This window comes from Trinickia symbiotica (genome assembly GCF_003028655.1).
GTDB classification, from domain to species: Bacteria; Pseudomonadota; Gammaproteobacteria; order Burkholderiales; family Burkholderiaceae; genus Trinickia; species Trinickia symbiotica_A.
On the sequence record NZ_PYUC01000014.1, the window covers coordinates 84,574 to 99,281 of the forward strand.

Genomic DNA, 14,708 nt, shown 5'->3' on the forward strand with positions numbered 1-14,708 from the left:
CACTAGGCAGCGGATTCGTAAGCCCGCCACATTGCCGCGAAGGCATCCTCCAGCGTGCGGGCAAAGCGAGGAGCGTCGGTAAGGGAAGACGCGAGCACGCGCGCTCGCAGCGTGCCGGTCAGTGCGGCGAGTGCTCGCCGGTCCTGCGCGAACCCGATTGCCTTCGCGACGTAATCGTCCTCGTCAGCGGCAATCCAATCGTCGAGCCCCGCGCTTCTCACCACGCTCTCGCACAGGTGGCCCAGGAATCGGTCACCGCGCTTGCACAGCACGGGCACGCCCATCCATAAGCTCTCGGCGGTCGTCGTGCCGCCCGGATACGGAAACGGACTCAGGGTGAGATCGACGCGATTGTAGGCGGCCAGATACTCGGCACGCGGCGAAGGCCCCTCCAGGACCAGTCGTTCCGCGCCGATCCCGAGCGCGGCAAAGCGCGCGCGCGCCGCCTCGCGCTCGGCCTCATTGCCGAATTGGAATGCCTTGAGGAAGAGCTTCGAGCCCGAAACACGGGAAAGAATCTTCGCCCAAACGGCCGCAACACGATCATTCACTTTCGAAAAATCGCCCAGATAGCCGAAGGTCGGCGCCGCGTCCGCTTCCCGGCGCGATGCGTCGATCTCGACAGGCGGCTCGGGCGGCGTAAAACAGAGATAGCCGTGCGGAAGACGCCATGGGCGCTCGACGAAATGGCCCGCCTCGTCGGGCGGCAACACCCATTCGTCGCCGAGGACATAGTCGATCGCCGCCAGGCCCGTCGACGCAAAATAGCCGATCCAACTCGCCTGCACCGGGGCGGGTTTCCATGCGAAGACGGGAAGCCGGTTGCTGTCGGTGTGTCCTGACAGATCGAGGAGCACCTGAATGCCGTCGTCGTGTATCGCGCGCGCCGCCTGCTCATCGTTCAGCCCGACCAGCGTACGCCAGACGGCAAAATGCGGCTTGATTCGCGCAGTCAGCGCATCCTCGATGGGTCGAGTCGAATAAGCGTAAAGCCGCACTCGCGCGGGATTCACATGCGCGAGCACGCCTTCAAGGAAATAGCCGACCGGATGCGATCGCAAATCCCCCGAGACGAAGCCGACGCGCAACGGTGCACCGGGTGTCGCATCGATGGACCACGCTGCGTATGGCCGAACCGTTTCGCATGCGATGCGACCGAAGGTCAGCGCCTCTCGCAGATAGACTTCGGGCGTCACATTCTCCGCGAAGCTCAACGAAAACAGCAGATTGCTCCACGCTTCGGCCCATGATGGGCGCAACGCAAGGGCCTGCCTGAAATACGCGATGCCCTCGTCAGGCTTTCCCATCTCGCGGTTGACGATGCCAAGATTGAGCGGAACCTGTGCCTCCTCAGGCATCAGGCGTTGCGCTCGACGGTAGCACTCCGCGGCCTCGACGAGCTTGCCTTGCGTTCTCAGTGCATTGCCGAGATTGTTGTGCGCCTCGCCAAACTCGGGGTTCAGCGCGATCGCCTTGCGGCAATGCTCGGCGGCCATCTGCGGCTCGCCCAGTTCGCGCAGTACGTTGCCGAGGTTGCTGTGCGCCTCGGCGAAATCCGCGTTCAGGGCAACGGCCGTCCGAAAGCTCGCCGCGGCAGCAGCCGGCAGCCGCATCCGGTGAAGCACGCTCCCTAGATTGTTGTGCGCGCGAAAGCTCTGCGGATCGAGCGCGATAGCCTGCTGATGACTTTCCGCGGCCGCCGTGAGCTTGCCCCAGCCGAAGAGTGCGGAGCCGAGATTGTCGAAGTAGATGGCCTGCTCGCTGATTTCGATGGCGCGGCAGATGAGGTCGAACGCTTCTGCGTACTGCTGCCGCTGGATCGCGATCACGCCGAGCAGGTGCAGCGCGTCGCTATGACGGGGAATCACCGCAAGCGTGCGCTCGTAAAGCGCGCGCGCCTCGTCGAGCCGGCCGGCGCGATGATGGGCAACGCCAGCCTCGAACAATTGCGCAACGCTTCCGTGTTCTATCGTGAAATCGCTCATCGGCTCGTTTCCATGGCATGTTCGAGGCGCGCCTCCCACATCTGCTCGAAGGCGCGCGCAAGGTGAACCGCGAAGCGCGGCGCATCGCAAAGCGGCGAGCGTACCACTCGCTCGCGCAAGCCCGCGCGCAGTGCGGCGAGCGCCGGCAAATCGCCGGCAAAGGCGACGGCACGCGCTTCGTAATCGCCGTCATCAGTCGCGATCCATTCGGGCAGACCGACCGTTTGCAGGATCATCTCGCCGAGATGCGAGAGGAACCGATTGCCGCGCCGGCCGAGCACCGGTACGCCCATCCAGAGACCTTCGACGCTCGTCGTCCCGCCTGGATAGGGAAACGGGTCGAGGGCGAAGTCGACGCGATGATAGGTCGCGAAATACTCGTCGCGCGAAGAAGGGCCTTCGAGGATCAAACGCTCCGCCCCGATCCCCTGCGCGGCGAATCGCGCAAGCGTCTCGTCGCGAATCATTGCTTCGCTCAACTGGTGATTCTTGAGCAGCAAACGCGAGTCCGGCAGCGCACGCAGCACGCGCGACCAGACCGCAATCACGCCGTCGTTGAGCTTCTTGTGATTGTTGAAGCAGCCGAGTGTCAGGTATCCGTTCTTCGACGCGGGCAGCGGCGAAACCGGCGCCACGTCGCTGGGCAGCGTAAAGCACAGATAGCAATCGGGCAGCCGCCATATCCGCTCGACGTATTGCCCTTCCTCGCCTGGCGGCACAACGTGCCGGTCCGCCAGCACGTAGTCGATTTCGGCGAGGCCCGTCGTTGCGAAGTAGCCGAGCCAGCTCACCTGGACCGGCGCGGGGCGCCAGGCGAACATCGGCAGACGGTTGCGCCCCGTGTGGCCGGCGAGGTCGACGAGAATATCGATGCGGTCATCATGGATGTGCTCGGCCAGCGCTGCATCGTCCGTGTCGGCGACATGGCGCCACGTCGCAAAGCGCGGCTTGATGCGCGCCGTCAGCTCGTCGTTTTGCAATCCGTTCGAGTATGCGATTGGCTCGATCCGTGTGCGGTCGAGCTGCGCGAGCACGCACTCGAAGAAATAGCCGACAGGGTGCTTTCGGAAATCGGCCGAAACGAAACCGACCTTCAGCGGTCGTCTCTCGCGCGGATGCGGTGCACTCGGCCCCAAGCGCGCGTTCGGCTCGCCCGGATACATGGCTTCGAGCGCCGGCCACTGCGTATAGGGCCGCGCGCGTGCCGCCATCCGCTCGCCGAAGTAACGCGCATCGGCAAGATGGGTCTGAGGCGACCAGTTCGCGATGTACGATTGTCCGAACAGCACGCAAGTGTGCGATTCGCCGAAGTCCGGGTCAATCGCGAGCGCATTGCGATGAGCCTGTAGCGCCGCGTCGAACTGATTCAGATCGGCGAGGATCGCTCCGAGGTTGTTGTGAAACGACGGCGAGTCGCCGCCGCGCAACTCGATCGCGCGCCGGGCGAACTCGACGGCGCGCGTCGGCATGCCGACCCGACGTAACGCGTTCGCGAGGTTGTGGTAAGGATCCGCGAATTCCGGCTTGAGCGCGATGGCCTGCTCGTAGAACGGCACAGCCTGGTCAGGGCGGCCCGCATTGTTGAGCGCATTGCCGAGCGTATTGTGCGCTTCAGCCGAAGTCGGCTCGAGCTCGACGACGCGTCGATACGCCTCGATGGCGCCGTTTATATCGCCGCGGCGCAGAAGCAGCGTCGCGAGACTATCGTGCGCGGCGGCGAGATTCGGCGCGCAGGCAATGCTCGCCCGGTACGAGGCCACTGCCGCCTCCAGCTCGCCCTGCGCTTTGCGCACGTGGCCGAGATTCAGATGCGCCTCGGCGAATGACGGCTTTGACGAGATCGCCTTGCCGTAGCTTTCGGCCGCGGCGGCGAGCTCGCCCAAGTCTTTCAGCGCATTGCCGAGGTTGTTGTAAGCCTCCGCATAGCCCGGACGCAGCTCGATCGCATGCGCGCAGCTTTCGAGTGCGGCTCGGGGTTCGCCCTTTTCACGCAGTGCGTTGCCGAGATTGTTGTGCGCCTCGGCGTAGTCGACCTTGAGAGACACCGCTTGGCGATACGCATCGATCGCCTCGGGCAGCCGCCCTGCCTCCCGCAACGCATTGCCGAAATTGTTGTGGTAAATCGGATTCGGATGAATCGCGATCGATTCGCGCATCAGCACGAGTCCCGCGTCGTGTTGCTTGATCTGGCAGGCCAGCAGTCCCATGAAATGGAGTGCGTCGGCATGCTTGGGCGCAATTGCAAGAATCCGCGAATACAGCGCCTTGGCGTCGACGAGGCGTCCCGCCTGGTGATGGGCCAGTGCCTCGTTCAAAAGATGCGCGACGTCTTGTGGACCGCTTCCGGCACCGCGCGCGCTTTGTTGCTGTGCATTGATTCGCGACTTCATCGAACCCGCTCCGATGGCGGAATACCAGGGCCCGCTGCCGATGTTCTCGAGAGTTCGCCGATGCGCTCGCGCCACATTCCCTCGAACGCCGCTTCCAGATGGCGCGCGAAACGCCTCGCATCGCAGAGAGGCGACGCGATCAATTCCGCGCGAAGCCTTTGGCGCAATTCGGCCAACGCATCGCGATCGTTCGCGAATGCGATGGCTTTCGCCACGTACTCATCGTCGTCTTCGGCAATCCAGTCCTCGAGCCCTGCCGAGTGCAGCATGCTCGCGCAGATGTTCGAGAGAAAGCGATCGCCGCGGCGGCACAGCACGGGTACGCCCATCCAGAGCCCCTCGACACTCGTCGTCCCACCCGGATAGGGAAACGGACTCAATGCGATGTCGATGTGACGATAGGCCTCGAAGTACGCCTTGCGTGGCGAAGCCCCTTCGAGGACAAGGCGATCGGCCTCGATGCCGACGGCCGCAAATCGCGAGAGCGTCGACTGGCGCGCGCTCTCTTCGCCGAGCTGCTTCGCCTTCAGAAAGAGCCGCGAGTCCGGCACCGCATGGAGGATCCGCGCCCAGACGGCAACGACGCCGTCGTTCATCTTCATCAAGTGGTTGAAACAACCGAACGTGACATGGCCATGCGCAAGCATCGGCAGCTCGCCGACGGCTACATCGTCGTAGTCGGGCGGCGTGAAGCACAGATAGCTGTCGGGCAACCGACAAATTCTTTCGGTGTACTGATCATCGCAACCGGGCGGCAATACGTGCGGATCGCCGACAATGTAATCGATCGATGCGAGGCCAGTCGTCGCGAAATAGCCGAGCCAAGTCGCCTGTACAGGCGCAGGGCGCCACGCGAAGAGCGGCAGGCGATTGAAATTTGCGTGACCGGAGAGATCGACGAGTATGTCGATTCGGTCGTCGGAAATGCGGCGCGCGGCGAGCTCGTCGGAAAGCCCGGCGAGATTCGTCCACTCGGCGAAACGCGGCTTCATGCGCGCAGTCAGGAAATCTTCGAAACGCCGCGTCGGATAGGCGACAAACTCGATACGCCGTCGGTCGATATGTTCGAGGATGCTTTCGAGGAAGAAGCCGGTCGGATGGACCTTGAGATCGCCCGAAACGAGCCCGACGCGCAGCGGCCCCGCGCGCTCGGGCGTGAGCGGCACGCGCCAGTCGGTGCGCGGCTGGACCGTTGTCTCGACGGCGCGACCGAACGCCATCGCATCGGCCAGATACTCCGCCTGATTGAGGTTTTCGCGGTAGGCAACGATGAAGAGCAGATTGCTGCGTATCTCGAAGCGGTACGGTGACAGCTCGATCGCGCGACGATAGTGAGCGATCGCGGCGTCGAGCTCGCCTAAATCGACGAGCGCATTGGCCAGATTGTTATGAGCCTCCGCATAGTCGGGCTGAAGCCGGATCACGCTCTTGAAGCATTCGACGGCCGCGGCCAATTGACCGCTTTCGCGCAACAGGTTGCCAAGGTTGTTTTGCGCGGGCACGTAGTCCGGCTTGAGCACGATCGCCTGGCAAAAGCTCTCGATCGCAGCGGCCTTCATGCCGCGCGCGGCAAGTACGTTGCCGAGGTTGCCGTAGAAGACTTCGTTTTCGCGGTGAGAAAGCGCCCGCATGATCAGGTCCATCGCCCGGGGATAGTCTCCCTGGTGATAAGCGACGAGACCTAGCAAATGCAGGGCGTCGGGGTGATCGGGGTCTACCGCGAGAATCTGCTCGTAGATGGCTGCTGCTTCCGCAAAGCGACCGGCTTGCTGATGAGCTAGACCGGTTTCGATGGGCGCGGGAGCGGTGGGCACGGGGTCATGCGCGGGTATCGATGCCGAAGCAGGCGTCGAGAGAGCGCTCGGTGCGGGACGAACGCCGACCGCCGGCGGTGGCACGAACCGAATGCTCGCCTCCTCTTTCGGCGACGGACGCAAAGAAACGACGCCCTCGGCGTTGGCACCGAATGCATCGATCGTTTCGATGCAGAGCCGTTTTTGGGCCTCGTTTCCGTCACTCGCCATACTTACGCAAATAGCGATCGTAGCCGGCGCGCCATGCAGCGGAACCGAATGCGCCGCCGCTCTCGTGCACGACGCTAATCGGCCAGGTGCCCATGCGCAGCCCTTTTGATTCTGCCTGGCGACAGAAATCCACGTCATAGAAATGGAACGCGAACTGCTCATCGAACCGCACGCCGGCTCGCATTAGTCGCTCGCTGTCCGCGATCAGCATCAGCCCGTCGAGCAACTTGCATTCGACACCAGCGGGACCAAAACGCGAAACCTGGCTCGGAAAGCCGTTGCCGTGGCCCACGGAACCGCTCAAGAAAGCGGCGTCGTCCCACTTGAAATCCGGCGTGCCGAATGCCCAGGCCGGCTGCCGCGGCAAGCGGCGCCGATTGCCGGCGAGGCCCACGAGGTCGAAGTGCTGCAGTGCCTCCCGAACACGCTCGGCCCAGAAAAAATCGACGATCGAAACATCGTCATGCAGGAAGACAAGGATGGCCGGATGAGAGGCCGATTGCTCGATGGCAGCGTTGTAGAGCGTCGGCAGTCCGGTGGAGTTGTTGGCGTAGAGCAATAACTCCGGCGGCTGCTCGTATCGATGCGCCAACAAAGAACGGCCGAGCGCCGTGTCGCTCATGAAGCGCTCCTGCGCAACGCGCGTCGCGCAGACCAGCCGCACCGGCTTGGCCGTCACGGACGTCGGACGGTCCGCGTGTCTCGGTGCGATCGCGGCCGCTGCGTGCGCATTCGGCGAGGCCCCCAATGCGGTTTGCGATGCCCGGGCAGCTACTGCGGCACGGGCAGCGGCGTAGTCCGATCGAAAGCGTTCCGTATCGAATAGCTCGGGGGCTGCGGCAGTAGCAAACTCACCGAGATTGTCGAGCAGCCGAGCGAGTTCCGGAAAATCGCCCTTCCGCGCTGAGTAGATTCGCTGCAGGCGCGCCGCTGCATCGGCAAGAGCCGCTCCGGTGAGGCGCCCGGATGCGGCTTCGCCACGCACGAAGAGCTCCCATTCATAAATGGCCGCGCTCTCGTACGTCCGTTGCCGACGCGCTGGCTCGCTCGCATCGCGACGCGACATGCTCCAGTACCCGCCGACGGCGATGAGCGGCGCGCGTTCCGCGAGGTTCAGGTACATCCCCACGTCGCCGAGTCCGTCGAGCTTGAAACCACGATAAGAAAAGACATCGTCGGCGCTGGCTCGTTCCCGGTCGATCATGACATTGGACGTCTCGCCGATGAAGTTGCGCAACTCGCCGACCATTTCCCTCACGAGCAAATCACGGCCGACAAGGCCCAGTTCGTTCACCTTCATGAGCGATCGGGGCGTGTCGACGACCGAGTCGTTGGCGTCGACGAAGACCCGCCCGTGAAAAGCGAGCGCCGAATCCGGTGCGCGGCTGAACGCATCGACGAGCCGCTCCACCGACTCGGGCATCAGCATGTCAGAATCGCCGAGCCATTTCACGTAGCGACCGCTCGCGCGTGCCCACAGCGCTTCTTCGTTGCGAAGGGCCTCGCCCGGGCCATGATGGAAATAGCTGATGCGAGCATCGTCGAGGCGTTCGACGATCGGCTGCAACGCCGCATCGGGCGTATCGTCGCCGACGAGAATTTCGACGTCACCGAACGTCTGGCGCTGGGCGCTCATCAGCGCGCGGCCAAGATAGTCGGCTCTGCGCGCCGGAATCAGAATGCTGACGGTTGCCATGAGGCGGTTTATTCCTTGGAACTAATGGGTCGAGAGTAACTGCGCCAGAGCCTCAACGCTGCATGCAGACAATCGAGAAAATACAGACTTGTCGCCCGCCGGCGGCGACCTCCATTTCCTTGAATTTGATCGCCTGTAGCCCGCTCGAGCGCGGAACGCCGATCCGTGCGGCTCGAGTGCGAAGCGCTGCATTCGCGGATAGCGCGCGGCTCGTTAGGCCGCACTCGGTTGCACAACAGCGTTGCGAGCCTTTACGACCTCTTTTGCGTATGTGAGATTTGCCTGGAATTTCTCCGAACTGAATAAATTTCTCGGCAGCTCATCCGTCAGGTCGGACAGGCCCTCAATGAACCGCTGAAGTTCGGGAAAACGCGCAACGTAGCAGGAGTACGTATGTTCGAGATATTGCCTCGCCATGAGGATTTCGTTGAGCGACAAATTTCCGTCTGCCGCCTCACCGCGCAGGAACACTTCCCATTCGATGAGCCCCATCGAGAAGATAGGGCTGCCATCCGCCGACTCCTGCGCGCCGTGTCTTCTGAAAGCACCCAGATACCCCCCCACTGCCGCTATCGGACCCTGTTGGGCCACCGCGAGGTAAGCGCAAACGTCTCCCAGAAACCCGGGGACATAACCCTTGTATTGGCGCAGCTCGGCGGCGTGGATGCGATCCTTGTCCAGCATGATGCAGCTTGGCTCTCCGATGAAGTTGTTCATCCGGGGGACCATGGTGCGGACGATGAAGCTTCGGTCTATCAGCCCCGCATGACCGTCCTGCAGAAGTCGCTGCGGCGCGAGCAAAACCGCACCGCTTGCATCGATCACCGCGCGTTCGTGGAACGCCATCACAGCCTGCGGATAAAGCCGGAGTGCTTGCACGAGCGAATCAACCGATGTTGGCATCAGGACGTCATCATAGAACAGCCATTTCACGTACTTTCCGTTCGCCTTGTCCCACAAGGCGGCTGCATTCTGGCCGCCATTGTCGAAGCCGTGGTGGAAGTACTTCAACTTCGGACTGCCGAACGCGCTCACAATGTGTTCGAGCGCCCCGTTTGGCGTGTTGTCGCCTACCAGAATCTCGATGTCCTGAAAGGTCTGCGCAAGCGCGCTCGCAATCGCCTCACTGAGAAATTCCGAACGGTGCGCGGGGATAAGAATACTGACGGTGGTCACTGAGCTAGCCTCCGGGCGGTCGCGAGTGGCGCGGCCAAGGTTGCGCAGCGGCGCGTTATGCTGCGACGGCTCTGCGGGCCGAAAACGCGTGGAAACCGCCCACGTCGTTGACTAAATCGACGAGCGCATCGTGAGTGAGCCAGTCACCGTTGTTATCGCTTCTGTACGAGAAACCGTCCGGCATCGCGCGGCCGACCTTGACGGCGTGCCGCTCAGAGCGGCGATCGTCGAACTCCGGCACGATCACAAAATGCGTGCCCATGTCATAGGTGTGCCGCCCCTCGTCCTCGCTGATCAAAACCTCATGCAGCTTCTCACCCGGACGGATGCCAACAACTCGCGCCTCCGGGGATCCAGGAAAGGCTTTGACGAGATCCATCATTTTGGTGCTTGGGATTTTCGGTACGAAGATCTCGCCAGGCTCGGCATGCTCGATTGCACGCAAGACCAGGTCGACGCCTCCGCCGAGATCGATGAGGAAACGCGTCATGCGCGTGTCGGTGACCGGCAGCGTGGTTTCGCCGCGTCGGATCAGATCCGACCAGAAAGGAATGACGCTGCCGCGACTTCCGGTGACATTTCCGTAACGGACCACACTGAAACCGATGTCGCGATAGCGGGTATAGGTATTGGCCGCTACCAACAACTTTTCCATTGCGAGCTTCGTTGCGCCGTACAGATTGGAAGGGCTGACGGCCTTGTCCGTCGAAACTCCGATTATTCGCTTCACGTTACGATCGAGCGCCGCCTCGATGATGTTCTGGGCTCCGATGATGTTTGTCTTAACCGCTTCCATCGGGTTTGCTTCGAGTGCGGGCACTTGCTTTAGCGCAGCTGCATGCACCACGATATCGATGCCGTTGAACGCGCGCAGCAATCGCTCCCGGTCGCGAATGTCACCGATAAAATAGCGCACAGGAAAGCGGCTCGGCGGGAAAAGCTGTGCCATTTCGAACTGCTTGAACTCGTCTCGACTGAAAACCACGATCTCGCGCGGCTCATACTCCTTGAGAAGGCGCGCGACAAATGCGCGGCCGAACGTGCCGGTGCCTCCGGTGACCAGGATGGACTTATTGTTCAGGTATGCAGAGGGCTTCATAGGGTCTCGCTGCTTTTTTCTCGGTGGTTGCGTCCGCGGTTACCACGTTTCCGTGCCATGCCTTGCCTTGCCTTGCCTTGCGGGAGGTAGATCGTCGGCGCCCGGCCGGGTCCGGGCAGCCCCGTTTCTCACGGCTACCAGTTTACGTGGCGCGGGCTACATCAAAATCCCGAGAAAAAGCCACTTTCCCCGCTATTTCAGGCGTGTGCATCGCTCGAGCAGGCCTTTTCGCGAAACGGTCGCGCCGGGGGATGCGGAGGTCATTCGGATACCGCGGCCGTCGATCGATGTTCTCGGGTAGACCGTCGCTCACGAGGCGCCGAGCGCTTTCTCGGTGATGGGTTCACCTCGCTCGAAGCTCACCGGCGACGGCCGTCCCAGCAGGCTGTCCAGATGCTTGGGCGCAAGGCCGAAGCCAGGCCGGATGCTGCGAACGTTCTCGGCGGTGAAAAGCTCGCCAGCGGCAATAGGCTTCACCGCATAGAGCGAGCGGCGGAACTGTACGTTCCCTTGCTCGCTGCTTTTCCGCGCATAGCTCACGCTGCCGAGCGCTTCCCACGCGGTGCGGGCGTCACGCACGAGCGCCGTTAGCTGAGCCGGCTCGAGCGAGAAGCTGTCGTCCGGGCCGCCGCCACTACGGTCGAGCGTGAAATGCTTCTCGATCAGCGCTGCGCCTAGTGCGACCGCACTAATCGCCGTTATATTATCGAGCGTGTGATCCGATAGGCCCGTCACAACATCAAAGCGCGCCATCATGTCGGACATCGTGCGCAGGTTATAGTCGCTCGCCGGCGCTGGGTACCCACTCACACAACGCAGGATCGCGACTTCCTTGCATCCCCCGCAGTACGCGGCATCGATTGCCTCGGCTATCTCCTCGGCGCTTGCCATGCCTGTTGAAATGATCATCGGCTTGCCCGTGCGAGCGACGTAGCGGATCAGCGGTAGATCGACCGCCTCGAACGAGGCAATTTTGTAGGCTGGCGCATTGAGATCCTCGAGCAAGTCGACGGCCGTCGTGTCGAACGGCGAACTGAAGATCGTGATGCCTTGCGCGCGCGCCCTCTCGAACAGCGGTTTATGCCACTCCCATGGGGTATGGGCATTTTCGTAGAGCCGATACAGCGACGTCCCGGCCCACAGCCCGCTGCTTATTTGGAATTCGGGGCGGTCACTGTCTAGCGTGATCGTATCGGCTCGATAGGTCTGCAGTTTCACGGCATCCGCACCTGCCGCGCGCGCCGCCTCGATAAGCTTGAACGCGTTGTCGAGACTGCCGTTGTGATTGGCCGACATCTCGGCGATGATGTACGGCGGATATTCGCGGCCAATCGCGCGGCCCGCGATTCGCATCTTCGGCGAAGCGTTAGAACTCATGGGGTTTCTCCGAGAAATGCTGGGGCACGCTTGTCGGTAGCGCGGTCCCGCCGCCAAGCCGCGCGCGCCAGGCTGAAAACGTGGACGTCCTGCGCTGTGTTGCCATCACGATGGTGCGCGCCGAGAATCTGCTCGAGCTCGAATCCGAGCTTGCGATGGAAGCGAAGCGAAGCCTCGTTCGACGCCAGCACCTCACCTATCAGTCGGTTCAGCTTCAGGAGCTCGAATGCGTGTGCCAGCGCGACCCGACCAAGTCGGATACCGATGCCTTTCGGCGCTCCCGGGCGCACGTAGAAGCCCCAGTGCGCTTCGCCGATCATCGTATCGATGTGAGTGAAGTTGACGACGCCCATCGGTTCACCGTCCGCCATGAAGACACACGTACATCTCGACCGGTCTCGCTGGAGACGTTCGAACCACGCCGCGTGTTCGGCCCAATCGATCTCGCGGCTCGTGTACATGACGGCACGTACTTCGGGTGTATTTCGCCAGGCGAGAACCTGCTCGAGGTCGGCTTCTCGAAGTAAGCGCAAGCTGTCGCCACTATCGCTGCGCGTTGCCCTGCTCATAGGGCCTCCGGCTTGCCAAGCATGCGTCGCACCACACGTTGCACGCCGAGGCCGTCGACTGCCTGCATGAGCCGCTCGCGGCGCGCGAGCGCTGCCGGCGAAGCCGGATCGAGCGTGAGCAGCGCCCTGCGGTACGTTTCGGGCGTGGTGTCGCGCGCATCGCCCAGACTGTCGAACCAGCCCTGCTCGCCTAGGTATCGTGCAATGGCCGTCTGATTGTGGGCGATCGAGACGACAGCCGCATTGACGCCTAGGCAAAAACGCTCCCAGTTGCTGGTTCCCGATGCGCCGAACGCATAGTCCGCACCCGCCATCAGTTCGGCCATCGCAGGAACGTAACCGTGAACGGTCACTCCGGGCCGCCTGCATTGCTCGTGAAGTGATCGACGCGGGTGACGAGCGCCGATCACTACATCGGCGACGAAGCGCGCCGCTTCATTACCGGACCACGCGTCGAGAAACTTGCCGGTTTCGTCTGTCGCGTCGACGCCGCCGAAGAACACCAGCAAGCGAGGCTTTCCCTCGATAACGTGAAGCTTGGCTCTCTTGCGCAGTGCTGCGAATTCCGGCCGCAACAGCGCATACCGCGCACCTAGCAGCCGCTCGCATCCCGGTCCCGTTCGTGAATGGTAGCGTTGCTGCGAATGCTCGACTAGGTTCTGATCGAGCAGAAGATCTGCGTCGTGATCCCGGTCAGCGAGGTCGTCGATGACGAAGAGCCGGTCAGCAAATTTCCTCACAGGCTCATGCCAGCGAGCGTCGAGCGCGTAGTGGTCGATTACGAGCCAATCGACACCTCCGATGGATTCAAGCACTCGCGCGGTGTCGGCAAGATCCCTGTGCCAATCGCAACCGAGCAACACGGCGTGAGGTGGCTCGCCGGATGCGACATGCTCGCTGCGCGTCACGCCGACATCGCCTCGAAGGGAGTGGACGCGATAGCCTCGCGCTTCGATCAACGCATCGAGATTGCCGTCGTGGGCGCGAGTGATGAACTGTGGTTCGGCTCCCTCGGCACGCAGGCCATCGGCGAGGGCAAGACAACGCATGATATGGCCGCTGCCGATGCTGATCGACGCGTCAGCACGAATCGCGATGCGAATCCCGGCCGCGGTTCTCGACGCACCGGCACCCCGCGTTGCGCGTGGCGTGCTCACACGGAATCCCCAGCTCCGGCGCCTATCGACGTACTACGTGTACCCGATGGCATAAGAACCGCCCATAGCGCATCGATGATCTGATCCTGTTCGGTCTCCTTGAGCGTCGCGAATAACGGCAAGCTGATTGCCTCCCGATAGTACTGTTCGGACGCAGGGAAATCACCATACCTGAATCCGAGCTTTCGATAGTACGGATGAATGTGAACGGGGATGTAGTGGAGGTTCACGCCGATTCCGGCCTCGCGCAGCGCTTCGAACACTTCTCGATGCGTGCAACCTGAGACAGTCCGATGCTCGTCGAGTACAAGGCGAATAACGTAGAGATGCAAGCTCGAATAGCCCTCGTCGAGCCGGGTCGGCGTTCTGACGGGAAGTCCGTCGAGGAGGCGATCGTAGCGGCGCGCGAGGTCATGCCGACGCTCAACGTAGGCGTCGAGGCGCTCGAGCTGGCTCGCACCAAGCGCAGCCTGCAATTCGGTCATTCGGTAGTTGTAGCCGAGTTCAATCTGCTCGTAGTACCAGGGGCCGTGACTTGGCTCGCTCATCGCTCCCTGATCGCGCGTGATGCCATGGCTGCGGAGCATCGCCATGCGCTGTGCGAGCGTCGCGTCGTTGGTAACCGCGACACCACCTTCCGCCGTCGTCACGATCTTGACGGGATGGAAGCTGAACACCGTAATGTCTGCATAGTCCCCGCAGCCGACGGGCTTGCCGCGATAGCGGGCGCCTACTGCGTGCGAGGCGTCCTCGATTATCCTGAAGCCGTATTCGTCCGCGAGCGCCCGGATTTCGGCCATGTCGCACGGGTGGCCGCAAAGATCGACGGGTACGACGACCTTCGGCAGCGCGGCCTGCTCGCGGGCACGTTCCAGCTTGATTCGTAACGCCTGCGGACTCATGTTGCAGGTAGCAGGATCGATATCAACGAAATCCACGGACGCACCGCAGTACAGACCGCAATTCGCAGAGGCGACAAAAGTAACGGGCGTAGTCCAAAGCCGGTCACCCGGGCCGAGACCGAGCGCGAGACAGGCGATATGGAGCGCCGAGGTCGCGCTGTTGACGGCGACCGCATATTGCGCGCCCGTATACGCGCTAATCGCGTTTTCGAAACGCGGCACGGCAGGTCCTTGGGTCAGGAACGGCGAGCGCAGTACTTCCGTGACAGCATCGATATCGGCGGCCGTGACGTCCTGGCGTCCATATGGGATCACTGACTACTCCTTTTCATT

General features: G+C 62.3%; 10 protein-coding genes. All 10 read right to left on the reverse strand.

The window, feature by feature from the left end:
• Nucleotides 1–2: 2 nt before the first annotated feature.
• Entirely contained in the window at nt 3–1,985 is a 1,983-nt protein-coding gene (locus tag C9I57_RS24905) for an O-linked N-acetylglucosamine transferase, SPINDLY family protein (RefSeq protein ID WP_107153256.1), read from the reverse strand.
• A complete protein-coding gene (locus C9I57_RS24910; RefSeq protein ID WP_107153316.1) occupies nt 1,982–4,375 on the reverse strand; it encodes a tetratricopeptide repeat protein in 2,394 nt (797 codons plus the stop codon). Before C9I57_RS24910 ends, C9I57_RS24905 begins: the two co-directional genes overlap by 4 nt.
• Complete coding sequence (locus C9I57_RS24915) at nt 4,372–6,399, reverse strand: O-linked N-acetylglucosamine transferase, SPINDLY family protein (RefSeq protein ID WP_107153257.1); 2,028 nt, start codon at nt 6,397–6,399, stop codon at nt 4,372–4,374. Before C9I57_RS24915 ends, C9I57_RS24910 begins: the two co-directional genes overlap by 4 nt.
• Nucleotides 6,389–8,095, reverse strand: a complete 1,707-nt coding sequence (locus tag C9I57_RS24920) for a glycosyltransferase family 2 protein (protein WP_107153258.1) — start codon at nt 8,093–8,095, stop codon at nt 6,389–6,391. Before C9I57_RS24920 ends, C9I57_RS24915 begins: the two co-directional genes overlap by 11 nt.
• A gap of 213 nt (nt 8,096–8,308) precedes the next feature.
• Nucleotides 8,309–9,271 (reverse strand): glycosyltransferase family 2 protein, encoded by a 963-nt coding sequence (locus C9I57_RS24925; protein ID WP_181321945.1) that lies wholly within the window; start codon nt 9,269–9,271, stop codon nt 8,309–8,311.
• Nucleotides 9,272–9,326: 55 nt separating this feature from the next.
• Complete coding sequence (gene pseB / locus C9I57_RS24930) at nt 9,327–10,370, reverse strand: UDP-N-acetylglucosamine 4,6-dehydratase (inverting) (protein WP_107153260.1); 1,044 nt, start codon at nt 10,368–10,370, stop codon at nt 9,327–9,329.
• 309 nt (nt 10,371–10,679) lie between these two features.
• Nucleotides 10,680–11,747, reverse strand: coding sequence for a pseudaminic acid synthase (gene pseI / locus C9I57_RS24935; protein ID WP_258187809.1), 1,068 nt, complete (start codon nt 11,745–11,747; stop codon nt 10,680–10,682).
• Nucleotides 11,744–12,316, reverse strand: coding sequence for a UDP-4-amino-4,6-dideoxy-N-acetyl-beta-L-altrosamine N-acetyltransferase (gene pseH, locus C9I57_RS24940; RefSeq protein WP_107153262.1), 573 nt, complete (start codon nt 12,314–12,316; stop codon nt 11,744–11,746). Before pseH ends, pseI begins: the two co-directional genes overlap by 4 nt.
• Nucleotides 12,313–13,473, reverse strand: coding sequence for a UDP-2,4-diacetamido-2,4,6-trideoxy-beta-L-altropyranose hydrolase (gene pseG, locus C9I57_RS24945; protein ID WP_107153263.1), 1,161 nt, complete (start codon nt 13,471–13,473; stop codon nt 12,313–12,315). Before pseG ends, pseH begins: the two co-directional genes overlap by 4 nt.
• Nucleotides 13,470–14,690 carry a UDP-4-amino-4,6-dideoxy-N-acetyl-beta-L-altrosamine transaminase gene (pseC, locus tag C9I57_RS24950; RefSeq protein ID WP_107153264.1) on the reverse strand — a complete coding sequence of 407 codons (1,221 nt, stop codon included), beginning with the start codon at nt 14,688–14,690 and terminating at the stop codon, nt 13,470–13,472. The genes pseG and pseC overlap by 4 nt, the downstream gene beginning before the upstream one ends.
• Nucleotides 14,691–14,708: the final 18 nt, after the last annotated feature.